This window comes from Xanthomonas cannabis (assembly GCF_040616535.1).
Lineage (GTDB): Bacteria > Pseudomonadota > Gammaproteobacteria > Xanthomonadales > Xanthomonadaceae > Xanthomonas > Xanthomonas cannabis.
In genome coordinates this window covers 340,526-366,175 of record NZ_CP136580.1, presented here as the reverse complement: position 1 = coordinate 366,175, position 25,650 = coordinate 340,526, and the positions used below count along the sequence as shown (strand labels likewise).

Annotated in this window: 23 protein-coding genes; 16 read left to right on the top strand and 7 right to left on the bottom strand. The window is 67.7% G+C overall.

From position 1 onward, the window contains the following. The first annotated feature begins 95 nt into the window (after positions 1-95). The 10 genes from RZV17_RS01570 (at position 96) to RZV17_RS01525 (ending at position 10,231) form a co-directional block, all read left to right on the top strand. On the top strand, positions 96-557 hold the full coding sequence (locus RZV17_RS01570; protein ID WP_355606651.1) for a hypothetical protein: 462 nt from the start codon (positions 96-98) through the stop codon (positions 555-557). A gap of 171 nt (positions 558-728) precedes the next feature. Next, positions 729-2,726: a TonB-dependent receptor gene (locus RZV17_RS01565; protein WP_166750055.1), complete on the top strand. Its 1,998-nt coding sequence runs from the start codon at positions 729-731 to the stop codon at positions 2,724-2,726. Positions 2,727-3,384: 658 nt separating this feature from the next. Beyond that, complete coding sequence (locus tag RZV17_RS01560) at positions 3,385-4,671, top strand: allantoate amidohydrolase (RefSeq protein WP_355606648.1); 1,287 nt, start codon at positions 3,385-3,387, stop codon at positions 4,669-4,671. Continuing rightward, entirely contained in the window at positions 4,661-5,917 is a 1,257-nt protein-coding gene (locus RZV17_RS01555; protein ID WP_355606645.1) for an alanine--glyoxylate aminotransferase family protein, read from the top strand. Before RZV17_RS01560 ends, RZV17_RS01555 begins: the two co-directional genes overlap by 11 nt. After that, positions 5,914-6,804: an allantoinase PuuE gene (gene puuE / locus RZV17_RS01550; RefSeq protein ID WP_355606642.1), complete on the top strand. Its 891-nt coding sequence runs from the start codon at positions 5,914-5,916 to the stop codon at positions 6,802-6,804. The genes RZV17_RS01555 and puuE overlap by 4 nt, the downstream gene beginning before the upstream one ends. Beyond that, entirely contained in the window at positions 6,801-7,196 is a 396-nt protein-coding gene (hpxZ, locus tag RZV17_RS01545; RefSeq protein ID WP_355606639.1) for an oxalurate catabolism protein HpxZ, read from the top strand. The genes puuE and hpxZ overlap by 4 nt, the downstream gene beginning before the upstream one ends. After that, the gene (gene uraD, locus RZV17_RS01540) at positions 7,193-7,684 is read left to right on the top strand and encodes a 2-oxo-4-hydroxy-4-carboxy-5-ureidoimidazoline decarboxylase (RefSeq protein WP_355606636.1); all 492 of its coding nucleotides are present in this window, start codon (positions 7,193-7,195) and stop codon (positions 7,682-7,684) included. Before hpxZ ends, uraD begins: the two co-directional genes overlap by 4 nt. Beyond that, the gene (gene hpyO / locus RZV17_RS01535; protein WP_355606633.1) at positions 7,681-9,102 is read left to right on the top strand and encodes an FAD-dependent urate hydroxylase HpyO; all 1,422 of its coding nucleotides are present in this window, start codon (positions 7,681-7,683) and stop codon (positions 9,100-9,102) included. The genes uraD and hpyO overlap by 4 nt, the downstream gene beginning before the upstream one ends. After that, positions 9,072-9,431, top strand: a complete 360-nt coding sequence (gene uraH, locus RZV17_RS01530) for a hydroxyisourate hydrolase (protein ID WP_355606630.1) — start codon at positions 9,072-9,074, stop codon at positions 9,429-9,431. The genes hpyO and uraH overlap by 31 nt, the downstream gene beginning before the upstream one ends. Before the next feature lie 326 nt (positions 9,432-9,757). After that, positions 9,758-10,231: a DUF1456 family protein gene (locus tag RZV17_RS01525; RefSeq protein WP_355606627.1), complete on the top strand. Its 474-nt coding sequence runs from the start codon at positions 9,758-9,760 to the stop codon at positions 10,229-10,231. A 400-nt stretch (positions 10,232-10,631) separates the two neighbouring features. Here RZV17_RS01525 and RZV17_RS01520 read toward each other — a convergent pair whose 3' ends face one another. After that, on the bottom strand, positions 10,632-12,749 hold the full coding sequence (locus RZV17_RS01520) for a methyl-accepting chemotaxis protein (RefSeq protein WP_355606624.1): 2,118 nt from the start codon (positions 12,747-12,749) through the stop codon (positions 10,632-10,634). Positions 12,750-12,931: 182 nt separating this feature from the next. On the opposite strand from RZV17_RS01520, the gene hrpB reads away from it, so the two are divergent. Continuing rightward, on the top strand, positions 12,932-15,433 hold the full coding sequence (hrpB, locus tag RZV17_RS01515; RefSeq protein WP_355606621.1) for an ATP-dependent helicase HrpB: 2,502 nt from the start codon (positions 12,932-12,934) through the stop codon (positions 15,431-15,433). Between the two features lie 327 nt (positions 15,434-15,760). Then, entirely contained in the window at positions 15,761-16,192 is a 432-nt protein-coding gene (locus RZV17_RS01510; protein ID WP_039413958.1) for a hypothetical protein, read from the top strand. Positions 16,193-16,426: 234 nt separating this feature from the next. Here the strand turns inward: RZV17_RS01510 and RZV17_RS01505 are convergent, their stop codons facing one another. Together RZV17_RS01505 and RZV17_RS01500 are read right to left on the bottom strand one after the other, a co-directional pair. Next, the gene (locus tag RZV17_RS01505; protein ID WP_355606618.1) at positions 16,427-16,999 is read right to left on the bottom strand and encodes a pseudouridine synthase; all 573 of its coding nucleotides are present in this window, start codon (positions 16,997-16,999) and stop codon (positions 16,427-16,429) included. Positions 17,000-17,315: 316 nt separating this feature from the next. After that, on the bottom strand, positions 17,316-18,170 hold the full coding sequence (locus RZV17_RS01500) for a class I SAM-dependent methyltransferase (protein WP_184388630.1): 855 nt from the start codon (positions 18,168-18,170) through the stop codon (positions 17,316-17,318). 234 nt (positions 18,171-18,404) lie between these two features. Here RZV17_RS01500 and RZV17_RS01495 point away from each other — a divergent pair, with 234 nt between their 5' ends. The 3 genes from RZV17_RS01495 to dkgB all read left to right on the top strand — a co-directional run bounded on the left by RZV17_RS01495 (position 18,405) and on the right by dkgB (position 21,376). Next, positions 18,405-19,373: an aldo/keto reductase gene (locus RZV17_RS01495; protein WP_355606615.1), complete on the top strand. Its 969-nt coding sequence runs from the start codon at positions 18,405-18,407 to the stop codon at positions 19,371-19,373. 102 nt (positions 19,374-19,475) lie between these two features. After that, positions 19,476-20,504 (top strand): NADP-dependent oxidoreductase, encoded by a 1,029-nt coding sequence (locus RZV17_RS01490; RefSeq protein ID WP_355606612.1) that lies wholly within the window; start codon positions 19,476-19,478, stop codon positions 20,502-20,504. A 68-nt stretch (positions 20,505-20,572) separates the two neighbouring features. Further along, the gene (gene dkgB, locus RZV17_RS01485; protein WP_039412116.1) at positions 20,573-21,376 is read left to right on the top strand and encodes a 2,5-didehydrogluconate reductase DkgB; all 804 of its coding nucleotides are present in this window, start codon (positions 20,573-20,575) and stop codon (positions 21,374-21,376) included. Positions 21,377-22,068: 692 nt separating this feature from the next. On the opposite strand, the gene RZV17_RS01480 is transcribed toward dkgB, so the two are convergent. After that, positions 22,069-22,485 carry a hypothetical protein gene (locus RZV17_RS01480; RefSeq protein ID WP_047694459.1) on the bottom strand — a complete coding sequence of 139 codons (417 nt, stop codon included), beginning with the start codon at positions 22,483-22,485 and terminating at the stop codon, positions 22,069-22,071. A gap of 212 nt (positions 22,486-22,697) precedes the next feature. Here RZV17_RS01480 and RZV17_RS01475 point away from each other — a divergent pair, with 212 nt between their 5' ends. Continuing rightward, positions 22,698-23,495, top strand: coding sequence for a DUF2884 family protein (locus tag RZV17_RS01475; protein WP_355606608.1), 798 nt, complete (start codon positions 22,698-22,700; stop codon positions 23,493-23,495). Between the two features lie 142 nt (positions 23,496-23,637). Here RZV17_RS01475 and RZV17_RS01470 read toward each other — a convergent pair whose 3' ends face one another. The 3 genes from RZV17_RS01470 to RZV17_RS01460 form a co-directional block, all read right to left on the bottom strand. Continuing rightward, positions 23,638-24,339 (bottom strand): alpha/beta fold hydrolase, encoded by a 702-nt coding sequence (locus tag RZV17_RS01470; protein WP_228313317.1) that lies wholly within the window; start codon positions 24,337-24,339, stop codon positions 23,638-23,640. 165 nt (positions 24,340-24,504) lie between these two features. Then, positions 24,505-24,933, bottom strand: coding sequence for an organic hydroperoxide resistance protein (locus RZV17_RS01465; protein WP_104580196.1), 429 nt, complete (start codon positions 24,931-24,933; stop codon positions 24,505-24,507). Between the two features lie 97 nt (positions 24,934-25,030). Continuing rightward, entirely contained in the window at positions 25,031-25,483 is a 453-nt protein-coding gene (locus RZV17_RS01460) for a MarR family transcriptional regulator (RefSeq protein ID WP_355606605.1), read from the bottom strand. Between the last annotated feature and the right edge of the window lie 167 nt (positions 25,484-25,650).

The window sequence follows — 25,650 nt, the reverse complement described above, 5'->3', positions numbered from 1 at the left end:
ATCCGCGATGCAGCGGCTCTGCCTGGGAGGGCCCTGCCTGAGGACGCGCACACGTACCTGCAGCGCACGGCCATCACACTTGTTATAGTGTAACGATGTCATCCACCCCGCTATCGCGCCTGTTCCGCAGCCTCGCCGTTCTGGCGACGTTGCTGCTGGTGGTGTTGCCGGTGCTGGGTCATCCACGGCTGACGCAGGCGGCCTCGGCGACGCCCGGGCCATGGCCGGTAGACGCGCGGGCGTTGCCCACGCACGTCTCCGGCACTGGCAGCCCACACCACGTCACCCGCGTGGCCGATGCCGATGGCGAGGCGGACGTATCGACGCCGGCCCGCAGCGGCGAGCGGTCCGACCAGACCGGTACGGAAGACACCTCCACGTGCGAGGCATGCCAGCTGGCAGCGCGCGCGTTGCTCCTGCTGGCGACGGCGCTGCTATGCCTGCTGCCGACCGTGCACCGCCGCGTGCTTGCCTGGCCGCCGCACCCAGCCTGGCCCATGACACGCATGCGCGCTGCGCACCCGGTGCGCGGACCGCCGCTACCGGCGATCGGCTGACGCCTCCTCTCGCCGCGCGCTCGTCGTATCGATCGCGCCGCCATGCCTCACGCACGGCCCGGCCGCTGCCGGTGCTGTCTGCGCCTTCTCATTCGCTGCAACGGCCTGCGCAAGGCCGCACGGAGTTTTTCGATGTCCACCACGCTTCATCGCCTCACCGCCGCACTGGCGATGGGTCTGACCTGCGCGCAGGGCGCCCATGCCGCCGACGCGCCGCAGGACGACTCGGTGCTGACCCTGGGCAAGGTGCAGGCAACGGCCGTCTCCAACGGCACGCTCGCCGCGCACAGCGTGTTTTCGTCGGTGGACGTGCTGGGCGCCGACCTGCTGCAAAACCAGAAGGTGGATTTCAGCTGGGAGCTGTTCGCGCGCGCACCCGGCGTGCAGGTCACCCAGTTCAAGGTCGGCACCGAAGCCGGGCGGTTCTCGTTCCGCGGCTTCAATGCCGAAGGCCGCGTCAACGCGGTCAAGCTGCTGATCGACGGCGTGCCCGGCAACGACAACCTCGGCGGCATGCCGTACATGGACATGATCTCGCCGCTGGACATCGAGGCGATCGAGATCGTGCGCGGCACCAATGACCCGCGCTACGGGCTCAACGCCATCGCCGGCGACGTCAACGTGGTCACCCGCAGCGGCGGCAACGACGGCACGCTCAGCCTCGCCACCGGCAGCTTCGGCACCTACGACGTGCAGGCCGCCAAGGGGTTCGAGCAGGGCGGCTGGAGCCAGAATTATTTTGTCGGCTGGCGCAGTTCGGAGGGCTATCGCGACCATGCGCTGGCGATCAAGCGCAACTTCGCCGCCAAATGGTTGTACACCGACCCGGACGCCCGCTGGCGCGCCGGCCTGAGCACGCGCTTCTATCACGCCACTGCGCAGGAAGCGGGCTTTCTCACCTTCCAGCAGGCGCAGCAGGCGCCGCGCAGCTCGCCGGCATTTTCCAATACCGACCAGAGCGAGCGTCAGCTGATCCAGACCGTGCTGCATGCCGACGGCACGCTAGGCGAGGACTGGAGCTGGACCGCCAAGACCTACGTCAACCGCTACCAGAACGAGCGCTTCGTGCGCTTTGTCGAACGCAATCCGCAACAGGAGCGGGTGACCAACGAGACCCACCACGGCGTCATTGCCGGCACCACCTGGCGGCCGGAGCTGGCGGGCTTCAGCGAATTTGCGCTGGAAGCCGGCGTGGACGCGCAGTGGCAGGACAACGTGTCGCAACGCTATCGCACCGTGGAGCGCGAGCGGGTGCGCCCATTGCGCGATTGGGATTACAGCCTGGATACCCGCGGCGCCTATCTGCAAGTGGTGATGCGCCCGACCGAGCGGCTGAAGCTGGTGCCGGCCTACCGCATCGACCAGGTGCGCGGCAGCTTTCTGGATGCGCTCAGCGGCGCGCGGTTTTCGACCTACGATTTCGGCAGCATCCTGCAGCCCAAGTTCAGCGCCGCCTATCGCCTGAGCGATCGCGCCACCGCGTACGCCAACTGGGGCCGCACCTGGCAGATCGGTGGCGGCAACGGCGCCTACCGCACCCAGGCCCGCAACCTGCGCCCCTCGATCAACGACGGCTGGGAGAGCGGCCTGAAGTTCCAGCCCTGGTCCTGGGCCGACGCACGCCTGGCGTACTGGGAGCAGCGCGCGTCCGGCGAGGTGGCGCGCGTGATCGGCGTCAATGGTGCGGTGGCGGTGGATGAGGTCAGCAATGTCGGCCGCACCCTGCGCCGCGGCTGGGACGCGCAACTCAACCTGCAGCCGAGCGAGCGCTGGCGCGCATGGCTGGCCTACTCGCGGCAGAAGGCGCAGATCGTGGTGGCCGACCCCAGCGCGCCGGACACGCGTGGCAAGGAAGTGGAAAACGTCCCCAACTGGCTGCTCACCGGCGGCGTGGACTACCAGGCCAGCGACCGCCTCAAGTTCAGCCTGTGGGGCAACGGGCAGGGCGATTACTACATCGACCGCGCCAACACGCTGGGGCGTTACGGCGGCTATGTGATCGGCAATGTCAGCGCCACCTGGCAGGTCAACCCGCGCAACGAGCTGTCGCTACAGATCAAGAACGTCACCGACAAGCTGTACGTGTATGGCTTTTTCGACAGCGGCATCTCCGGCTTTACCCCGGCCGACGGGCGTGGCGTGTATGCGGCCTGGAACCTGACGTTCTGACACTGGCCGAGCACGCGGCATCGCAGCCGGGTGCGGGCGGCGTAATGGCCGTTTTGGCACACGCGTAAGACGTCGCGTTGGGCGTGGTGACTGCAAGCGCCGCGTCAGTAGTTGGCTTTCTTGCCAGGGAAGCGTGCACCCGGACGGTGCTATCGCCCTGAGTGCCGCGCACCCAGCCAGGCGCGCCTGCAGCAGGTCTCGCCGCTGCTCGAGGGGCGCCGCACGCGCAACGCGGGTGGCGCCGTCCACTTCTCGGGGTGCCGGCACACATCCGCATCGCCGCCTTCGGCGGTACCGTTGCGCGGTCGACGGCCGTCGTGACGATGCCGGGAAATGCGTGTGACCCATGGCGTCATGCAGCGCGCGCATTGGCCCCGCCTTCGAGCCACCGCGGCCGCGCCGGCCACTGCCGGCCACTGCGCGCGATGGGGCCGACTGCCTACCGACCGCATCCAGGCTGGCTGGCTGGCTGGCTGGCTGGCTGGCTGGCTGGCTGGCTGGCTGGCGACAGCATCGCCGCGTGTTGCATTTTTTGCAGCGCGAACCAGCGAAAAAACTCTTTGATGGCGACAGCAACGGCTCCCTATAGTCGAAGCGTCACCCCCTGCCCGCTTCCGGATCGCCGCGCGCGTCCCGCAGCCCCCCCTCGGTCCTGTCGATGCTTGCTGCCGTTCCCACCGCCCCGCCCGCCACCGACCCTGCCCGCCCCGGCGGCGCGCGTGCGGTTGCGCGTTGCGACCAGCTGGGTGGTGCGCCCTACAGCGATACGCCCGATGGCCTGTTCCGTGCCTGGCTCAGCCCGGCGCACCGCGCCGCCGTCACCCAGGTCAGCACGTGGATGCGCGAAGCGGGCATGCAGGTGCGCTTGGACGCGGCGGCCAACCTGGTCGGACGTTACGAGGCCGCGCATCCCGAGGCACCTGCCCTGCTGATCGGCAGCCATCTGGACAGCGTGCGCGATGCCGGCCGCTACGACGGCCCGCTGGGCATCCTGCTCGGCATCGAATGCGTCGCCGCCCTGCACGCACAGGCGCGCCGCCTGCCGTTCGCCATCGAGGTGATCGCGTTCGGCGACGAAGAAGGCTCGCGCTTTCCCGCCTCCATGTTCTGCAGCCGCGCGGTGGCCGGCACGCTGGACCCCGCCGCGCTGGCGGTCAGCGATGCCAGCGGCATCGACGTGGCCGCCGCGCTGGCCGACTGGGGCCTGGATATCGCGCAGATCCGTCATGCCGCCCGTACGCCGGGCAGCGTGCTGGCGTATCTGGAAACCCACATCGAACAGGGCCCGGTGCTGGAAGCAGAAGCGCTGCCGGTAGGCATCGTCACCGCCATCGCCGCACAGCGCCGCTTCGCGCTGCGCTTCGATGGCCGCGCCGGGCATGCCGGCACCACCACCATGACCTTGCGTCGCGATGCCTTGAGCGCGGCGGCCGACGCCTTGCTGGCGATCGAGCGCATCGTGCGCGCCGGCAGCAGCGATCTGGTCGCCACCGTCGGCAAACTGCAGGTCGCACCCGGCGCCATCAATGTGGTGCCGGGCCGGGTGGACTGCACGCTGGACGTGCGCGCCGGCAGCGATGCCACCCGCGACGCGGCCGTGCGCGAAATCGAACACGCGCTCGCGCAGATCGGCACGCAGCGCGGCATCGCCATCGCTATCGAGCCGCTACAGACACTGGCCGCCAGCCCATGCGCCCCGGCACTGATCACGCGCCTCGAACATGCGGTTGCCGCGCAGGGCATCGCACCGCGGCAACTGGTCTCCGGCGCCGGCCACGATGCGATGACGATGGCCGCGCTGTGCCCCACCGCGATGCTGTTCGTGCGCTGCGCCGGCGGCATCAGCCATCATCCGGACGAACACGTCGACCCGGCCGATGCCGAGCTCGCGCTGGCGACGATGCGCCATTTCATCGAACACCTGGGAGATCCCTTTGTCACCTGATCTGCGCCATCTGCACACCTTCGGCGAACTCGATCCCCCGCAGCGGCTGCTGATGGGCCCGGGCCCGGTCAATGCGCATCCGCGCGTGCTGCGCGCGATGGCGGCCGATCTGCTGGGCCAGTTCGACCCGGAAATGACCACCTACATGAACGAAGTGATGGCGCTGTACCGGCCATTGTTCGGCACCGGGAATCGCTGGACCTTCTTGGTCGATGGCACCGCGCGTGCCGGTATCGAGGCGGCGCTGGTGTCGCTGGTCAGTGCGGGCGACCGCGTGCTGGTGATCAACTTCGGCCGCTTCGGTTTGCTGCTGACCGAAATCCTGCAGCGCCTCGGTGCCGACGTGCACAGCGTGGATGCGCCCTGGGGCGAGGTGGTGCCGCTGGACGCCATTGCCGAGGCAATCGCACGGGTAGCACCCAAGCTGGTGGCCACCGTGCACGGCGACACCTCCACCACCATGGCGCAGCCGCTCGACGGCCTGGGCGCATTGTGCCGGGCGGCCGGCACACTGAGTTACGTGGATGCCACGGCCACCCTCGGCGGCATGGACATCGCCAGCGACCGCTGGGGCGTGGACGTGGTCACCGGCGGCCTGCAGAAATGCCTGGGCGGGCCCTCGGGCTCGGCGCCGATCACCGTGTCCGAGCGCGCCGCGGAGGCCATCTTTGCGCGCCGCCATGTGGAGCGCGGCATCGCGCGCGATGACATCGTCAACGGCAATGGGCCGCGCATCGCCTCCAATTATTTCGACCTGGCCATGATCATGGATTACTGGTCGGACAAGCGCCTCAACCACCACACCGAAGCCACCACCATGCTCTACGGCGCACGCGAATGCGCACGCGTGGCATTGCAGGAAGGCCTGCCCGCACGCTTTGCCCGCCACGCCGCCGCCGGCCGCGCGGTGAGCGCCGGCGTGCGCGCGATGGGCCTTGCGGTCTTCGGCGACGATGCGCACCGCATGACCAACGTCACCGGCGTGGTGATCCCGCCCGGCATCGACAACGACGCGGTGCGCCGGCGCATGCGCGAGGATTTCGAGATCGAAATCGGCACCGCGTTCGGCCCGTTGCAAGGCAAGATCTGGCGCATCGGCGCGATGGGCTACAACGCGATGAAGCACAAGGTGCTGATCACCCTGGCCGCATTGGAAGCGGTGCTGCGCGCCGAAGGCTACGCCTGCACCCCCGGCCTGGCCGTGGACGCCGCATTGGCGGCCTGGCATGCGGAGCCGGCGGCGTGAACGCCGCTCGCGCGCTGGTCGGCTATGGCGCCACACCGCCGGCGGCGCAGTGGCCCGGTGGCGCACGCGTCGCCGTGCAGTTCGTCATCAATTACGAAGAGGGCGCAGAAAACTGCGTGCTCAACGGCGATACCGGCTCCGAGGCGTTTTTGTCGGAAATGGTGGGCGCGCAGTCGCAGCCGGGCGCACGCGCCATGGCCATGGAAAGCCTGTACGAATACGGCAGCCGCGCCGGCTTCTGGCGGCTGCACCGGCTGTTCACCGCGCGCGGCGTACCGGTCACGGTATTTGGCGTGGCCAACGCGTTGGCCAGCAACCCCGAGGCGGTGGCCGCGATGCAGGCCGCAGACTGGGAAATCGCCAGCCACGGGTTGCGCTGGATCGACTACCAGCATGTCGATGAAGCCACCGAGCGCGCGCATATCGCGCAGGCCATCGCACTGCACACACAGGTGACCGGCAGCCGCCCGCTGGGCTGGTACCAGGGCCGCACCAGCCCCAATACCGCGCGCCTGATCGCCGAAGAAGGTGGCTTTGTCTATGACGCCGACAGCTACGCGGACGATGTGCCCTACTACGACGCACGCCATGGCCGCACGCAATTGATCGTGCCGTACACGCTGGATGCAAACGACATGAAATTCGTCGCCTATAACGGCTTTGCCGATGGCGAGCCGTTCTTCCGCTATCTGCGCGACGGCTTCGAACAATTGCACAGCGAGGGCGGGCGCATGCTCTCGGTCGGCTTGCACGGCCGTATCGTCGGCAAGCCGGCGCGCGCGGCAGCCCTGGCGCGCTTTGTCGATCACGTGCTGGCCAGTGGCGACGCCTGGGTGGCGCGCCGCATCGATATCGCGCGCCACTGGTTGCAGGTGCACCCGGCATGAGCATTGCCGTGTCCGAGATCGATCTGCCCGAGGTGATCGCGCAAGTGACCGCGGCCTTTCACGCCTACGAGGACGCCCTGATGCGCGACGACATCACGGCGATGGATGCGCTGTTCCATGCAGCGCCCAGCACGGTGCGCTACGGCGTGGGCGAGGTGTTGTACGGCATCGAGGCGATCCGCGCGTTCCGCATCGGCCGTGGTGGCTCGCCGCAGCGTCAGCTCGTGCATGTGCAGGTACACGGCTTCGGCCATGACTTCGCTACCACGCATGCAGAATTCATCCGTGAGGGCAGCAGTGCACGCGGGCGGCAAAGCCAGGGCTGGGTGCGCTTTGCCGATGGCTGGAAGGTGGTGGTCGCGCATGTCTCGCTGCAGGGCACGCACGCATGAGCGTGGTGGACGACGGCGTGCTGGACGATGCCACCTTCGTGGCGCGCTACCGCGAGTTGTTCGAGCATTCGCCGTGGGTGGTCGAACGCGCCGCACGGCGGCGTCCGTTCGCCAATGTGTATCGCGGGCTGATGCAGGTGGTGCTGGACGCGTCGCCGGACGACCAGCTGGCGCTGATTCGCGCGCACCCCGAACTGGCCGGCAAGGCGGCGATCGACCGCACGCTCACTGCCGCATCGGCCGCAGAGCAGGCCGCGGCCGGGCTGGACCGTCTCAGCGAAGACGAGTTCAAGCGCTTCCACGCGCTCAATCAGGCCTATCGCCACCGCTTCGGTTTCCCTTTCGTGATCTGCGTGCGGCTGCACGACAAGGCCGGCATCCTGGCCGCGCTGGAGCGGCGCCTGGATGCGCCGCGCAACACAGAGATCGCCACCGCCATTGCCGAGATCGGCAAGATCGTGCACCTGCGCCTGGAGGCATTGCCATGAGCCTGGCCCAACTCGAACGCGAACTCGCCCGCGACCTGCAGCGCCTTGCCCACGGCGGCGACGCCTGGGTGGCACCGCGCGTGCATCCAGCCGGGCATGTCTTTGATGTGGTGATCGTCGGCGCCGGCCAGAGCGGCCTGGGCGCGGCGTTCGCGCTGCAACGCGAGCGCGTGCACAACGTGCTGGTGATCGACGAAAACCCGGCGGGGCAGGAAGGCCCGTGGGTGACCTATGCGCGCATGCAAACCCTGCGCACGCCCAAGCACATCACCTCGATCGACCTGGGCGTGCCGTCGCTCATCTTCCGCGCCTGGTGGGAGGCGCAGCACGGCAGCGCCGCATGGGACACCCTGGACAAGATTCCACGCGGCCGCTGGATGGACTACCTGCGCTGGTACCGCGCGGTGCTACGCCTGCCGGTGCGCAATGCCACGCAACTGGCGCGTGTCGAACCGGACGTCGCCCCCGGCATCCATCGCCTGCATCTGGCGATGGGCGCGCCACTGCTGACGCGCAAGCTGATCCTGGCCACCGGCATCCAGGGCGGCGGCCAGTGGATGGTGCCGGACTGGATCAGCCGCGCCCTGCCCGCGCACCGCTACGCGCACACCTCCGGCCACATCGACTTTGCCGCGCTGGCCGGCAAGCGCGTGGGCATCCTGGGTGGCGGCGCCTCGGCCTTCGACAATGCGTGCTTTGCGCTGGATCAAGGCGTCGCCAGCGCCGAGGTATTCGTGCGCCGCAGCGAATTGCCGCGCATCAATCCGTTCCGCCACATGGAACAGGCCGGCATCATCCCGCGCTTTCTCATCCTCCCCGACGCGGACAAGTACCGCATGATGGCCAGCTTTTTCGCGCACAACCAACCGCCGACCAACGACACCTTCCAACGCGCCTGCGCACACGCCGGCTTCGCACTGCATCTGGGTGCGCCGTGGCTGGAGGTGGCCGAGCGCGATGGCGAGATCGTCGTGCGCACGCCGCAGGGCGAACACCGCTTCGATTTTCTGGCGGTGGCCACCGGCCTGGTCACCGACCCGCAGCTGCGCCCCGAGCTGGCCGCGCTGTCCGGGCGTATCGCCTGCTGGGGCGATCGCTACCAACCACCGCCGGGCCAGGCCAACCCAGTGCTGGACGCGCACCCCTACCTGGGGCCGGGCTTCGAACTGCTGCCACGCACGCCCGACGACGCCGCGCTGCTGCATGGGCTGTTCGCCTTCAACTATTCGGCGCTGATCAACCACGGCCCCTCGGCCGCGGCATTGTCCGGGCTCAAGGTCGCCCTGCCGCGGCTGGCCCGCGCGGTGGCCGACCAGCTGTTTCTGGACGACCGCCAGGCCATCGTCGAGACCTATCTGGCCTATGACCAACCCGAGTTCGTCGGCCAATGGCCGCAGCCCACCCAGGCGGTGGCATGAGCACGCTGTCCACGCATGTGCTGGACACCGCCAGCGGCCGCCCCGCTTACGGCGTGCCGCTGCGCCTGTTCGCAGGCGATACGTTGCACTTCGACGGTGTCACCAACCAGGACGGGCGCTGCCCGGAACTGGCCGCCCTCACGCTGCCGCCCGGCCGCTATCGGCTGGAATTCGAGGTCGCCATATACTGGCGTGCGGCCGGCGTTGCCCTGACCGACCCGCCGTTCCTGGAGCAGGTACCCATCGCCTTCGGCATTGCCGACGACGGCCACTACCACGTGCCGCTGCTGCTCTCGCCGTACGGATATTCCACTTACCGCGGCAGCTGAAAGCCGCTGGCGCGAGAGCTGGGGCGACTGCCACAGCGACCCAGGCTCACCGGTCCCGGCGACGGCCTCATCCCGGCGGAAAACGACAGGCCGCCCCGCGCCGCAGCCTGCCTGGTACGCGCACGCTGCCTCAGGCACCGTGGATCACTACAGAGCATTCGACTGCCACTGCGCGATCTATGCAGCCGCCCTGACACCTGCCTGCAACATCTTGGCAGCCTAGGCGGCACCGGCGTCGCAACCGTTCGGCACGACACACGCCCCGTTCCGCCATGGCCCCGTAGAATGATGCCTTTCCGGCGACAGGCCGGGGCACCGGAACGGTCATGATCCACAACGATGTACTGCGCAGCATCCGCTACATGCTCGACCTCAGCGACGACAAGGTGGTGGAGATCACCCACCTGGCCGACCCCGGGTTCGCGCTCGACAAGCCGCAGGTACAGGCCTGGCTGAAGAAGGAAGACGAGCCCGGTTTCGAGCCCTGCACCGATGCGATGCTGGCGCGCTTTCTCGACGGCCTGGTGCTGCGCTTCCGCGGCCGCGACGAGACCCAACCGGCACGCCCGCTGGAAGCCCGCGTCGGCAACAACCTGGTGTTGAAGAAGCTGCGCGTGGCCTTCGAACTGAAGGACGTCGACATGCACGCCATCTTCGCCAGCGCCGGCTTCCCGCTGTCCAAGCCGGAACTCTCCGCACTGTTCCGCCAGCCCGGCCACAAGAATTTCCGCCCCTGTGGCGACCAACTGCTGCGCGCCTTCCTCAAGGGCCTGACCGCCCGGGTCCGCGAAGCCGGTTGAACGTCACCACCGCCCCAAAGCGCCGCTCCTCGTAGGAGCGCGCTCGCGCGCGAGGCGTCCGCTGAAACGTTCCATGCCGCAGGCGTGCGCTCACGATGGCAATGACCCGCCGGTGTCCGCCGACTGCGCAGACACCACATCGGCCTGTGCCGCACTTGGGGAATCTGTGCAGGGCCTGCTTGGCGAGGTCAGTCCGGGCCTTCGGTTCGAAGCAGATAGGGTGGCGCGCTCCAGACAGACGCCCTGGAGATGCCTGCACTCGACGCGAGCGCGATCAACCGCCGCACACGTGCTTCAGCAGGCGCCAGGCCGGAAGGTGCGGATGCGCCCGGCACCCCCGGCGCGGCAAGCACCCGTGCGAGCCGGCCAGCATGCACGGGCTACGATTCCGAGTCGGCTGCTATGCAGCCGCCGCCAGACGCGGCTTGTGGGCATCCAGACGGAACACCGAGACCGCTTCGCTCAGCTCCACCGCCTGCTCTTCCATCGCCCGCGCGGCGGCCGAAGCTTCTTCCACCAGTGCGGCATTGCGCTGGGTGGTTTCGTCCATGTCATTGACGGTGCGCGCCACCTGTTCGATGCCGGCGGACTGTTCGCGCGATGCGGCGGAGATCTCGGCAATGAGCGTGGTGACCTGCTGCACCGATTGCACGATGTCCTGCATCGTTCGCCCGGCCTGACTTACGCGTGCGCTGCCACGCTCGACGCTGTCCACCGATGCATCGATCAGCTGCTTGACCTCCTTGGCGGCGCCGGCTGAACGCTGTGCCAGCGCGCGCACCTCGGATGCAACCACCGCAAAGCCGCGCCCCTGCTCGCCGGCACGCGCCGCTTCCACCGCAGCGTTCAAGGCCAGAATATTGGTCTGGAAGGCGATGCCGTCGATGACACTGATGATGTCGGCAATCTTCCTGGACGACCCTTCGATTTCGCCCATGGTGCCGACCACGCTGGCCACCATGTCTCCGCCGCGGCTGGCAATCTCGGCAGCCGCCTGCGCACCGCGGCTGGCCTGCTGCGCCGTGTCGGCATTCTGCCGCACGGTGGAGGTGAGCTCTTCCATCGATGCAGCGGTTTCTTCCAGATTGGCCGCCTGCTGTTCGGTACGCTGCGCCAGATCGTTGTTGCCGGCGGCGATTTCGGCGGACGCGGTGCGAATGGTCTGTGCGGCCAGCGTGATATCCCCGACGATATCGGTCAGGCGCTGCACGGTGGCGTTGGCATCGTCACGCATGCGCTCAAAGACGCCTTGCTGGTTGCCGTGCATGCGCGCAGTCAGGTCGCCATCGGCAATTGCCTTGAGCAGCTGCGACAGCTCGGCCAGATTCTGGTCCACGTTGTGCATCAGGCCATTGAGGCCCTCGACCATGCCGCGGAACTCGAATTGATAGGCGTCGGTGTTACCACGGGTGGCAAAGTCGCCGGCCGCCGCCGCACTGACCAGGCCACGGATTTCGCCGTTGATCGCGGCCAGATTGCGTTTGGTGGTGTCCATCGCCTCGGTGATCTGCGCCTTTTCGCCCGGCAGGCGCGGCATGTCCACCGACATGTCACCCACCGCGTAATGCTGCATCACCTGCAGCATGGTGCCGATCAACCCCACCTGCGCGCCGATCAGTCCGTTGGTGTCGTCCACCATGCGGCCATACGCGCCAGGAAATGCCTGCGCGTCCATGCGGTAACTCATCTGCCCGGCTTCATGACGCTGGGCCATGTCCGCCTGTGCGCTTGAGACATCGATGAGCGTGGTGACCACCTGCCCCATTGCCTGTCCCAGCAACCCGATCTCGTCACGATTGCCGACCGCCGCGCGTGCCGACAGGTCGCCGGCCGCCACCAGGCGTGCCGCGTGCGCAACCGTTTCGATCGGGCGAACGATCGAGCGCCGTATCCACCAGCCCAATACCGCCACCAGACACAGCGCGGCGCCCACCGTGGCGACTGCCGAATAGACCAGCTTGTGCTGTGCCGATTGCGAGCTGGCCAGCACCGCGGCGTCAGCCAGGGTCTTGCTGCGATTGACCAGCGCTTCGAGCGTCTGGCTGGGCGCGCGGTCCTGGCCCTTGACCAACTGGTCGCCTACCTGGGTGTCGTAGCCGGCTTCGGCAAACCTGCCCAGCGCTGCTTCGTAGTGGCGCTGCAGGCCCAGATGCGCCTGGGCAAAGTCCTGCGCCAGCGTACGCACCTGCGGGTCCAAGGTTGCCTTGGCCAGCGCCTCGGTGCCTGCCTGCACTTTCCTGCCCTGCTCGCGGAAGGCATCCAGGTGCTTGTCCAGCTGCGCCGGGTCGCGCCCGCGGATCAGGACATTCTTCCACTCCTGCACCTGCAGGCGGAAATCACGGGTGATCTCCTCGCTGGTGGAGGCCTGCGCCACCTCGGGCGGCACCTTGCCCGACAGGCTCAGCCACGCCGTGCCCAAACCACCGAGGGCACACAACAGGATGATCAACAGACCCCGCGCGAGCGCGCCGAGCAGCTTGCTTTGCAGGCTGACGAATTTCGGGGTGGCAACAGACATGCGACATCCAGAGTGGGGATTGCTCCGGTTATCGACAGGTGTACGACCGGTCTGAAGCAGCGCCCGGCACCAGAATCTGCCTTGAATGCCCAAAGAGGTGAGCACTTCCGGATTCCCCGACAGGCTTCACCCGTCCGCCCGACCATCGCGGCATCTGTGGCGGCCCCGTATCCTTCCCGCGCATGACCGACCCCGCCTTTCCGATCTCTCCGTTGTTGCCGCAGATTCGCGACAGCCTCGCCGCCCATCCACGGCTGGTCCTGGAAGCGCCGCCCGGCGCCGGCAAGACCACCCAGGTACCGCTGGCGCTGCTGGACGCGCCATGGCTAGCCGGGCGTACCATCGTGATGCTGGAACCGCGCCGCGTGGCGGCGCGCAGCGCGGCGCAATTCATGGCGCGCCAGCTCGGCGAGCCGGTCGGCGAGACCGTGGGCTACCGCATCCGCTTCGAGAACAAGACCTCCGCGCGTACCCGTATTGAAGTGGTCACCGAGGGCATCCTGACCCGGATGATCCAGGACGACCCCATGCTGGAACACGTGGGCGCACTGCTGTTCGACGAGTTCCACGAGCGCCATCTGGCCGGCGACCTGGGTCTGGCGCTGGCACTGGATGTCCAGGCGCAGCTGCGCGACGACCTGCGCATCGTGGCGATGTCGGCCACGCTGGATGGCGAGCGGCTGGCCGGCTTTCTGGAGGCCCCGCGGCTGAGCAGCGCCGGGCGCAGTTTTCCGGTGGACATTGCGCATTTCCCTGCGCGACGCGACGAAGCGCTGGTACCGCAGACCCGGCGCGCGGTGGAGCATGCACTGGCCACCCATCCCGGCGATGTGCTGGTGTTCCTGCCCGGCCAGCGCGAAATCACGCGTGTGCACGGCGCCTTGCAGGAAGCGCTGGACCCGGCCGTGCAGGTGTTGCCGTTGCACGGCGAATTGTCGGTGGAGGCGCAGACGCAGGTCCTGCAACCCGACCCGCAGGGGCGCCGGCGCGTGGTGCTGGCCACCAACGTGGCCGAGTCATCGGTGACGCTGCCGGGCGTGCGCGTGGTGATCGACAGCGGCCAGGCGCGCGAGCCGCACTACGACCCCAACAGCGGGTTCTCACGGCTGGACGTGGCCACCATTTCGCAGGCCTCGGCCGACCAGCGCGCCGGGCGTGCCGGACGCGTGGCTAGCGGCTGGGCCTACCGGCTGTGGCCGCAGTCGCAGCGGCTGGAACCGCAGCGCCGCGCCGAGATCACCCAGGTGGAGCTGGCCGGCCTGGCGCTGGAGCTGGCCGCCTGGGGCAGCGATGCGCTGCGCTTTGTCGATGCCCCACCCACCGGCGCGCTGGCCGCCGCGCGCGAACTGCTGCAACGGCTGGGTGCGCTCGGCGCCTCCGGCGGCGTGACCGCCCTGGGCCGGCGCATGCTCGCGCTGGGCACGCATCCGCGGCTGGCAGCGATGCTGGCGCAGGCCGATGATGCGCCCCGCCTGGCCCTGGCCTGCGATCTGGCCGCGCTGCTGGAGGCGCGCGACCCGCTGCGTCAGGGCGGCGATGGATTGGCAGCGCGCTGGCGTGCCCTGGCCGCGTTTCGTCAGGGCCGTACCGGGTCCGACGCCAATCGCGGTGGCCTGGCTGCCATCGACAGCGCCGCCAAACAATGGCGACGCCGGCTGCGCTGCGACAGCGCCCCGCCATCCAGCGTGGAGGCGCACGCACTCGGCGATCTGCTCTCCCATGCCTTCCCGGACCGCATCGCCGCGCGCCACCCCGCCGACCCGCTGCGCTACCTGCTGGCCAACGGCCGCAGCGCGCGCCTGTTCGACCACAGCGATCTGCGCGGCGAACCGTGGCTGGTCGCCAGCGAGCTGCGCTACGAAGCCAAGGACGCCCTGTTGCTGCGTGCCGCGCCGGTGGACGAAGGCTATCTGCGCCGCAGCCTGCCCGAGCGCTTCGTGCAGCAGGACGTGGTGCAGTGGGACGCCGACAAACGCGCCTTGGTCGCGCGCCGCCAATCCAGTTTCGACCGTATCGTGCTCGACAGCCGCCCGGCCGGCCGCGTCGACCCGGCACAGGCGGCCGGCGCGCTCACCGCCGCGGTACGTCAACTCGGTCTGGACGCATTGCCATGGACTGACAACCTGCAGCAGTGGCGCGCACGCGTGCAGTCGCTGCGCGTCTGGATGCCGGAGCTCGCCTTGCCCGATCTCTCTGACACCACGTTGCTGGACACGCTGGACACCTGGCTACGCCCGGCGTTTGTGGGGAAAACCAGGCTCGACGCGCTGGACGAGGCCAGCCTGGGCGAAGCACTCAAGGCCGCACTGCCGTGGGAGCGCCGCCAGGGTATCGACCGTCACGCCCCTACCCGCATCAGCGTGCCATCGGGCATGGAGCGGCAGATCAGCTACACCCTCGACCACGCCCAGCAGCCATTGCCGCCGGTGCTGGCGGTCAAGCTGCAGGAACTGTTCGGCCTGGCCGAAACCCCGCGCATCGCCGACGGCCGTATCCCGCTGACCCTGCACCTGCTCTCGCCCGGCGGCCGCCCACTGCAGGTGACCCAGGACCTGAAGAGCTTCTGGGCCAACACCTACCCGGACGTCAAGAAAGAGATGAAAGGGCGGTATCCGCGGCATCCTTGGCCGGACGACCCCTGGACCGCCGCTGCAACACACAGAGCAAAACCACGTGGCACCTGAGCCCCTCTCCCGTCGGGAGAAGGGTTGGGGTGAGGGTACGGGGCGACGCCCCTCACTCATCCAAACCCCCAGGCTTCGCCCGTACCCTTAGCCCCCTTCGGCGCACCTTCTCCCCATCGAGGAAGACAGTGTCCCGAGGGGAGAAGGGACGTCCATCGTCGACACCGGTCAAGTTCAGACCTTCGTCGCTTCCGGGATAAGCATCGGTCGCAGCGGCGTGTCGCGTCCTTCCTAACCGCAAGCCAAACGACGCCCGATCCCGCTAACGCTGTCTATACGGACCAGCCCACACACTGCGGCCACGTACTCAGAAAGGAAACGCCTCCAATGAGCAAGCTGACCGTGATCACCGAACGCGCCCTGGAGCGTGCCCTGGAACTGGCAGGCAACGCGGGCGACCACCTGCGTCACGCCGCCTCCAATGCCGGCGACCAGGCCCGCCATGCCGGCAGCAGCCTGCGTCATTTCGGCCCGGGCGCCAGCGAATGGCTGAAGACCGGCGCGGCACTGGGCGCCGTGCGCACCGGTGGCAAGGTCGCCACCAAGCTGGTCAAGCGCAACCCCGCCGTCACCGTAGCGGCTGCCGTCGCCGGCCTGGGCCTGATCGGCTATGCGGTGTACCGCAAGCGCCAGCGCGACCAGCAGGTGCTGGGTGGCAACGTGCATCGCCTCGATCGCGAACATGCCAGCAACGCCAATGCACGCCGCGCTGCTTACCAGCGCCGCGCTGCCGTGACCCCGAGCGACGGCATCGAATAAGCCATCGTCTCGCCGATCCGGCGATGACCCATGCAGTGCCCGACGCCACGGCTTGCCGCCGTGGCGTCGTCATTTGTGGCGTGTTCCCGCGCTGGCTCGCTGCGGGATCTGGGCGTTCCCGCTGCCTCATCCACCGCATCGATGCGCTTCACGATCGCGATGGCAAACGGGGTAGCCGATGGGACCGATGCCTGCCGTCACGGCCGTGCCCTTGTCTGACCCGACGCAATGCCATCAGCGCGCGTTGCGACGCGGCCGTGCCGGTGACGCGTCTTCCACCCACCATTGCCCGGGCGCCAGTGTGTCCAGGGTCCACTGCCCGATCGCCGCCCGCACCAGACGCAGGGTCGGCAACCCGACCGCTGCGGTCATGCGGCGCACCTGACGGTTGCGGCCTTCGCTGATCTGCAGCTCCAACCATGCATCGGGCACCGTCTTGCGCACGCGTACCGGCGGATCGCGCGGCCAAAGGACAGGTGCGGGGTCGAGCCGGCGAACCTGCGCTGGCCGGGTCGGGCCATCGTTGAGCAGCACCCCTTCGCGCAGTGCCTGCAATTGCGCCTGCTGCGGCTCGCCTTCCACCTGCACCCAATAGGTCTTGGGCTGTTTGTGGCGCGGGTCGGTGAGCCGATGCGCCAGCGCGCCATCGTCGGTGAGCAGCAACAGTCCTTCGCTGTCGTGATCCAGTCGACCTGCCGCATACACGTCTGCCGGCAATCCGAACTCGGCCAGCGTGCGCTTGGGTGGCTGCGAACGGTCGCTGAATTGCGACAACACGCCATAGGGTTTGTTCAACAGCACCAACATGGACAGACCTGTTGCGGAAGGAACGCTGCACACGGCCATCGCCGGGCACGGCCATGGTGCGTGATCGGGCTGGGCGCCGCCATCGCGATCGCTGGACTGCAGCACAAAAAGCAGGAAATTCCATCGAGCGTAACGCGCATGCAACGGTCGGCGGCGTCGCTTGGCCAGCGCTCGCCGCCGGTCTTGAACGCTGGCGTCAGAGGCATTGCCTGCGTGCAGAAGACGACATGCACGCCGAAACGCCGGGCACGTCACCGCGGCAGACGCTTCAAACGCTGCATGCCGGCCGCACCTGGCGCCGGCATGCAGACACGCGCTACTGCTTGACGAACTTCAGCGTCATGCGGTCGCTCTCGCCGATCGCCTTGTACTTGGCGTCGTCGGCCGCGTCGTGGTTGTTGCTTGGCGGCAGCGTCCACACGCCGCCCGGATAATCCTTGGTGTCGCGCGGATTGGCGTTGAGCTCGCTCTTGCCGGCCAGCTTGAAGCCGGCCGCTTCGGCCATCGCGATCACCTGCGCCTGTCCCACGTAGCCGCTCTTGTCGTCGGCCGGCACGTCGGTCTTGGCGCGATGCTCGACCACGCCGAGCACGCCACCGGGCTTGAGCACCTTGTAGAAGCCGGCAAACATCGCCTCGGCATTGCCGGCCATGCGCCAGTTATGCACGTTGCGGAAGGTCAGTACCAGATCGGCCGAGTTGTCCACGCCGAACGAAGGCGACTTCGGCACATACGACACGAACGACGGCTTGCCGTACAGGTCGGGCTTGGCCTGGAACTTCTTTTCCAGCTCGTCGCGCGCACGCTGGGCGTAGTCACGTGCGCGGCCTTCCGCAGCAGAGGCCGGGTCGACCACCGCTGCCACGTACTTGCCCTTTTCGCGCAGGTAGGGCGCCAGGATCTCCGAATACCAGCCGCCACCGGGGGTGATCTCGATGACGGTCTGGGTGGACTTGATGCCGAAGAACGCCAGGGTCTGGCCCGGATGGCGGTATTGATCGCGCTGCACATAGACGCGGTCGCGCCAGTTGCCATTGATGGCCGCCTGCAACGCGGCATCGGGCGCAGGCAGGCTCGCGCTGTCGGCCGGCTTCATCGCCAGCGCCAGCGGCGCGCTCATCGCCACCAGGACACTCATCACACATGCACAGGCCAGCTTGTTGCGGATCATCGCAGCGCCCTCTTCCGGGTAAAAAGTAGCGCGAGCCTAGCATGCGGCCCGGAGCCTGCCATCAGCCCGCCTCGCCACGCGCAGCAACGGTTCGCAGCGCAGGCCGTGAGCGACTTGTTCACATCCTGTGAGTCGATGGACACGATCGACGGAACGCTGAATCCACGTTGGTGTCACACGCACGATCGGTGCGCATGACTATCCTGTGGGGAGTTCGAATCAGGAGCCTCCACGATGACTCACCCCCGCGCACTGGGCCGCTCCGGCCTGCAGGTTCAACCCATCGTCTTCGGCGGCAACGTCTTTGGCTGGAGCGCCGATGAGGCGACTTCGTTTGCGTTGCTGGACGCCTTTGTCGATGCCGGTTTCAATCTGATCGATACCGCCGATGCGTACTCGGGCTGGGTGCCGGGCAATTGTGGCGGCGAATCGGAAACCATCATCGGGCGCTGGCTTGCACGCAGTGGCAAGCGTGACAAAGTGCTGATCGCCACCAAGGTGGCCAAGTGGAGCGAGCATCCCGGCCTGTCGCCGGACAACATCGCCGCCGCCGTGGAAGACTCGCTCACGCGCCTGCAGACCGATGTGATCGATCTGTACCAGGCCCACGAAGACGACGAATCGATTCCGCTGGAAGCCACGCTGGCCGCGTTCGGCCGCTTGATCGAACAAGGCAAGGTACGCGCGATCGGCGCGTCCAATTACACCGCCGCGCGTCTGCGCGATGCGCTGGATATCTCCGAGCAATACACGCTGCCGCGCTATGAAAGCCTGCAACCCGAATACAACCTCTACGACCGCGCCGGCTATGAAGCCGAACTGGAGCCGCTGGCGCGCGAACGCGAGCTGGGCGTGATCAGTTACTACTCGCTGGCCAGCGGCTTTCTCACCGGCAAGTACCGCAGCACCGAGGACGCCGGCAAGAGCAGCGCGCGCGGCGCCTCGGTGGTCAAGCAGTACGTCAATCCACGCGGGCTGCGCATCCTGCAGGCCCTGGACGACCTGGCAGTCACCCACAATGCCACCCCGGCGCAGATCGCGCTGGCCTGGTTGATTGCGCGCCCGGGCTTGACCGCGCCAATCGTCAGCGCCACCAGCGTGACCCAGCTGCACGATGTACTGGCCGCAGCACAGCTGTCGTTGAATGCCGACCAGATTGCGCAGCTGGACAGTGCAAGCGCGCCGGAACCGGCTGTGTCCTGACCCCGCGCACCAGCGCACGCCTGCTCATTCCCTCGCGCAGCCGCCCGTGCGGCTGTGCTCCTTTGGCCGCGCACCTGCGGCCCCGCTGCGAGGATCTCCCGCATGACATCGATCACCAACCGCCGCATCGTGCTGGCCTCGCGCCCGCACGGCGAACCCACGGCCGACAACTTCCGCATCGAAGAGGCCAGTCTGCCGCCCACCGGGCACGACCAGATCCTGGTGCGCAACCGCTTCCTGTCGCTGGACCCTTACATGCGCGGCCGCATGGATGAAGGCCCCTCGTACGCCGCACCCGTTGCGATCGATGCGGTGATGGAAGGCGGCACCATCGGCGAAGTCATCGAGTCGCACCATGCCGACTATCACCCCGGCGACCTGCTCGTGCTCGGCGGCGGCTGGCAGACCCATAGCCTGCTCACCCCGACCACGCCCTTGCGCAAGCTGCCCAAGGACGACAGCCTGCCGCTGAGCACCGCACTCGGTGTCTACGGCATGCCCGGCTTTACCGCCTACGCCGGCCTGCATGAAATCGGCAAGCCGCAGGCCGGCGAGACCCTGGTGGTGGCAGCGGCCAGTGGCCCGGTCGGCGCCACGGTGGCGCAGCTGGCGCGCCTGCAGGGGCTACGTGTGGTGGCCATTGCCGGCGGCGAAGACAAGGTGCGTTACCTGCACGAGTCGCTGAAGGTGGATGTGGCGCTGGACCATCGCGCCGACGACTTTGCAGAGCAATTGCGTGCCGCCACACCGGACGGCATCGACATCTATTTCGAGAACGTCGGCGGCAAGGTCTTCGACGCGGTGCTGCCGCAGCTCAACGACTTTGCGCGCGTCCCGGTCTGCGGCGTGATTGCCACCTACAACAACCGTGGGCAAGCGCTGCCTGGCCCGGATCGCCTGCCCGAGTTCATGGGCCAGGTGCTGCGCAAGCGCCTCACGGTGCGCGGCTTCATCCAGCACGACTTCATCCGCCTGATGCCGGCTTTCCTGCGCGAAATGGGCCAGTGGCTGCGCGAAGACCGCATCCAGTACCGCGAGCACGTCCTGCACGGCCTGGACAGCGCTCCGCAAGGCCTGATCGACGTCTTGCGCGGCAAGAATTTCGGAAAAGCCGTCGTCGCCCTCGACTAACCAACTCGCAGAGCCGCGCAGGACTCACGCTTTTGCGATTCCCCATTCCCCATCCCCAAAGGAACACAATGACTGTCCCCGCATTCGGCCTCGGCACCTTCCGTCTCAAGGACCAGGTTGTCATCGACTCGGTGCGCAATGCGCTTGAGTTGGGATACCGCGCGGTCGATACCGCACAGATCTACGACAACGAAGCACAGGTGGGCGAGGCGATCGCCGCATCCGGCATCGCGCGCGATCAGCTGTATCTGACCACCAAGATCTGGGTCGACAAATTCGACCGCGACGCACTGGTGCCAAGCCTGCAGGAAAGCCTGCGCAAGCTGGGCACCGACCATGTCGACCTTACCCTGATCCACTGGCCCTCGCCCAAGGACCAGGTGCCGATGCGCGAGTACCTGGAAGCATTGGCGCAGGCCAAGGCGCAGGGTCTGACGCGGGCGATCGGCGTCTCCAACTTCACCATCGCGCTGGTCAAGCAGGCAATCGAGATCCTGGGCGCCGAGGCGATCGCCACCAACCAGATCGAGGTACACCCGTACCTGCAGAATCGCGCGCTGACCACCTTCCTGCGCGAACAGGGCATCCACGTCACCTCCTACATGACGCTGGCCGTGGGCGAGGTACTGAAGGATCCGGTGATCCAGGCAATTGCCGCCCGCCACGGCGCCACCCCGGCACAGGTAACCCTGGCCTGGGCATTGCAACAGGGATACTCGGTGATTCCCTCGTCGACCAAGCGGGCGAACCTGGAGAGCAATCTCAAGGCGCAGGCGCTGCGTTTGAGCGAGCAGGACATGGGCGAGATTGCCGCACTCGACCGTGGCCAGCGCTTGGCCAACCCGCACGCCATTGCGCCGGACTGGGACTGATCCGGCAGTGCGTATCCGCCTTGGCTGATGCGGTGCGGGTGCAGCGCGCGACGTTCGCTCGTCGTCGCGCGCTGGTGGGCTTGCGACGCACTGCTACGGTTCGGCGACAGGGGGAGCAGTCTCGCTGACCGAGCCCTGCCCATGCCTGCCGCATCCGTTCTGACCCGCACTCCTGCCGACGTGACGCGGAGATCGCGTACTGGCGCGATCTCCATGCCAACGGGTATCTGGGTGGTTACGCGTTTGACGACGATGCCCGCGTACCGACGCGGGGCGACGCCATCTATCTGGCCTATCCGCAGGTATCCGAAGCGCAGTTGTGTCGCGCGTTGCAGGATGCGGACTGCTGCTCCCGATCGACGCTATCCGTACCGTGGGATCAGGCGCGCTGGATCGTGCGCGATGCCTGGCGGCACCTGCAACATGCTGGCATGAGGCACCAGAGATGACCGAAATCGTAGGAGCGCGCTTGCGCGCGATTGCGCTGTCACGCGATCCTGCCCGTCGCCATCTGGCGCGCTCCTACAACGGCGTTGCGGTGCTGCGCGATTGGATGGGAATCGGTCGGTAATGCCCTGACGCTCGGGGCGCGCCTACGAGGCAGGCGGCAGGCGAGGTCTTTGCTCGAGGCTGATATTTGGGTGCGCACATCCGCGCCCTTTGTCGACCATGGACAGTGGCGTGGCCGTTGCCTAGTTCAACTGGCCCATTGCCATGGCCTGACGATCGATCCGGTGCTTCTCGGCCAATGCCTGCATGCCTTGCAGTGTCGAGGCGATCAGGCTGGCGTAGCGCAGCCGCCACAGGTTGGCCCGGTCGTCATCGTCCTGGGTGCTGCCCAGGCCGTCCAGTACCTGCGGCAGCCGGCGGTCAGCCAAGGCCGACGCCGCCAGGTAGGGCTTTGCCGGCGCAATCACGTCCACCGGAGCGCGCCAGTCGTTGGCGACATGGCGGGCGATGCCGGCCAGGTGCGACAGCTGGTGCATGCCGATCAGCGTCTCGTGCAGCATCTCCCGGCACGCCCATTGCCACAGCGCCACCTTTTCCGATGGGTCCTGGGCGATCTCGGTCAACGCCAGGTCAACCTTTTCGATACGTGAGTCGAGCATTGCGGAGCTCCGATGCTGCTGTGCAACATAATTCACACCATCCGCCGTGAGAATCAAGTGATCCCGCCGTTGGAAAACCGTCAGCGCGCCGATGCTCGACCCGGTTCACGCTTTCCGGCGACCACCAGCCGGCGTACCGGCACCCTGACTTCCTGCCCATGCAGCCTGCGTGGCGCTGCTTGATGCTGCAGTCCCCTACAGCGGCCATCCTCATGCGCCTTGCCCTCCTGCCCATCCTGCTGCTGGCGAGCTGCGCTGTGCGGGCCGAGACGGCCAGGCCGGCTCTGTCCTCGCGGCAATGCGAGGTCGGCACCTCCTACGACGTGCTGGCCGATGGCGGCGGGATCTGGCTGCGCCGCAAACAGGGCGCCCCGCGCGAAATCTTCTTCCACGGTGGCGAGCTCAACGTGGACCGCCAGCCGGCGCCGGTCAGTGCAGCGGATGCGCAGCGCTTGCGCGAACTCGAACAACGCACCCGCGCGCTGATGCCGGCGGTGACGGGCATTGCCCATTCGGTGGTCGACATCACCTTCGATGCGCTGGGCGGTGTGGTGCATGTGCTGTCCGGTAGCGCGCGCCAGCAGCGCAAGGTCGAGCAGCTGCGCACCGGCGCGCTGGCCCAGGTCGATGGCAGCCTGGGACGTGGGCGTTGGGAGCAGCAGCTGTTCGATGCGCGCTTCCAGGCCAGCGTCGACGCTGCGGCCGAAGATCTGGCCAGCAGCCTCACCCGCGGCGTGCTGTGGACGGTGATGACCGGCCGCGCAGGACAGCTGGAACGCCGTGGCGCGGCGCTGGATGCGCAGCTGGAGCGGACCATGCAGCAGCGCAGTCAGGCATTGGAGGCACAGGCGCAAGCGGTCTGTGTGCAGGCACAGGCGCTATACGCCATCCAGCAGGCGCTTGAGTACCGCATCGACGGGCAACGCCTGCAGATGCTCGAGCTCAACACCCCTCCGCAGGACGAAGACGCCGCCGTATCCGGCAGCGTGGTGGCAACCGTCGTTCGCTGAAGTGTGAGGTCGGCAAGAGGCGGTGTTCCGAGCGCCGATCATATTGCTGCCGGGGTGCCGCAGCGCCCATGTCACATGAGGTTTGCGCAGGCCACAGTCCGCAGGTACCGGCTGAGCGATTGAAGCGCGCTGCACGCAGCAGCTAGCGCGCCAGCCAGTTCCGCAGCGCCTGCGACACCGCCTGCGGTTGTTCCAGTGGCGACAGATGCCCGCACGTGGGCAGCCGCACCAGCTGTGCCTGTGGAGCGAGTGCGGCCATCTCTTCGTGCAGGGCTGGCGGGGTGATCGCATCGTCTTCCCCGCACATCACCAGCACCGGCCCAGGGTAGGCGCGCAACAGGTCGCGTCCGTCCTGCCGCTCCAGGCGGTTCTGTCGCACGAACACATCCACGCCCAACCGCCCGGTCATGCCGCGCACGCGCGCGAGCAGCGCCTGGTCGTGCCAGCGCGAGGGATGCACGTAGTGGCGCAGCAAACGCTCGCCAAAGCCATGAAAGCTCTTGCCGCCAAGCACGTTGGCTTCCTGCGCGCGTCGCTGCGCAAGGCGTTCGGGCGTGTCGGCGCGTGCGGAGGTATCCAGCAAGGCCAGGCGCTCCACCCGCTCGGGCGCCACGCGCAGCAATTCCTGCGCCACGTAGCCACCCAGCGAAAAACCCGCCACCGCGCAACGCGGCGGCAACTGCGCGAGCAATTGCAGTGCCAGCGCGCGCATGCTGTCGGCGCCGGTGAGATCGCCGACCACGCAATCGGCGACGTCGGCCAGCGCCTCGCGTTGCGCATGCCACAGCTCGGCATCGTTGAGCAGACCTGGCAGCAGCAACAGTGTGGGGCGATCGACGCTCATGCGCCGACGCTGCCGGCCGAAGCCGGGGGGAGATGCAGTGTCATTGCTGCAGTGTGCCGTGTGCCAAGCCCTGGCAACACCCGGCCCCGTCAATGCAGCGGCCCGACGCATGCGCCGGGCCGCTGCTGACATCGCCATGCGTCTGCCGCACGGCGTCGGCCGATCTCAGGCCAGGGTCAGGGTGACGTCGATGTTGCCGCGGGTGGCGTTGGAGTAAGGGCAGACCTGATGGGCCTTGTCGACCAGCGTCTGCAGCTCGGCCTTGTCCATGCCCGGCACGGCCACGCGCAGTTCGACGGCGATACCGAAGCCGCCCGGGATCTGGCCGATGCCGACGCTGCTGTCGATGCTCACTTCACCCGGCAGCTTGAGCTTGTCCTGCGCGGCCACGGCCTTCATCGCGCCGATGAAGCAGGCGGCGTAGCCGGCGGCGAACAGCTGTTCCGGGTTGGTACCGTCGCCGCCGGCGCCGCCGAGCTCACGCGGGGTGGACAGCTTGGCGTCGAGCGCGCTGTCCGAGGACACCGCACGGCCTTCGCGACCGCCGGTTGCGGTGGCGTGGGCGGTGTAGAGGATCTTTTCGGGTGAGGCCATGGTGGTTCTCCTGATGAGCGCAATGCGCGGTGAGTGAATCGGTAACTATTTAATAGGGTGCGATGTATCAGACGGTAGCAGGGCGCGACGACCCGCCTTATCCCACGCCCAGGCTGGCGCGTAGCTTTTCCAGATCCTGCTTGAGCTGGACCAGTTCATCCAACGAGCAGGACGACGCACACAGTACCTGCTCTGGCACGCCACCGGCCTTGCTGCGCAGCGCGCGGCCGGCATCGGTCAGCGCAATGATGACTTGGCGCTCGTCGACGGCAGCGCGCGTGCGCGTCACCAGACCGGCGGCCTGCAGCCGCTTGAGCAGCGGCGTCAGCGTGGCCGAATCCAGGTGCAGGCGCTCGCCGATCTCCGACACGCTGCGGCTGTCTGTCTGCCACAGCACCAGCATCACCAGGTACTGCGGATAGGTCAGGTCCAGCCCCTTCAGCAGCCCGCGGTAGAGCTTGTGCATCGCCAGATTGGCCGAATACAGCGCAAAGCACAGCTGGTTGTCGAGCTGCAGCAGTGCGTCTGTCTGGGCGGTGGCGGTGTCCATGGGCTGCACTTTACATAGCGCGCTACTCAATAGCAAGCGATTTTATGCAGGCGGTCACCACAACCACGATTTGCCCAGTCCCGCGGCGACAACCCCTCCGAGCGATAAATAATCGAGAGCGCATCGCCGGCCATCGGCTGCGCGACCTTACCGCTGCCCTCAGAGCG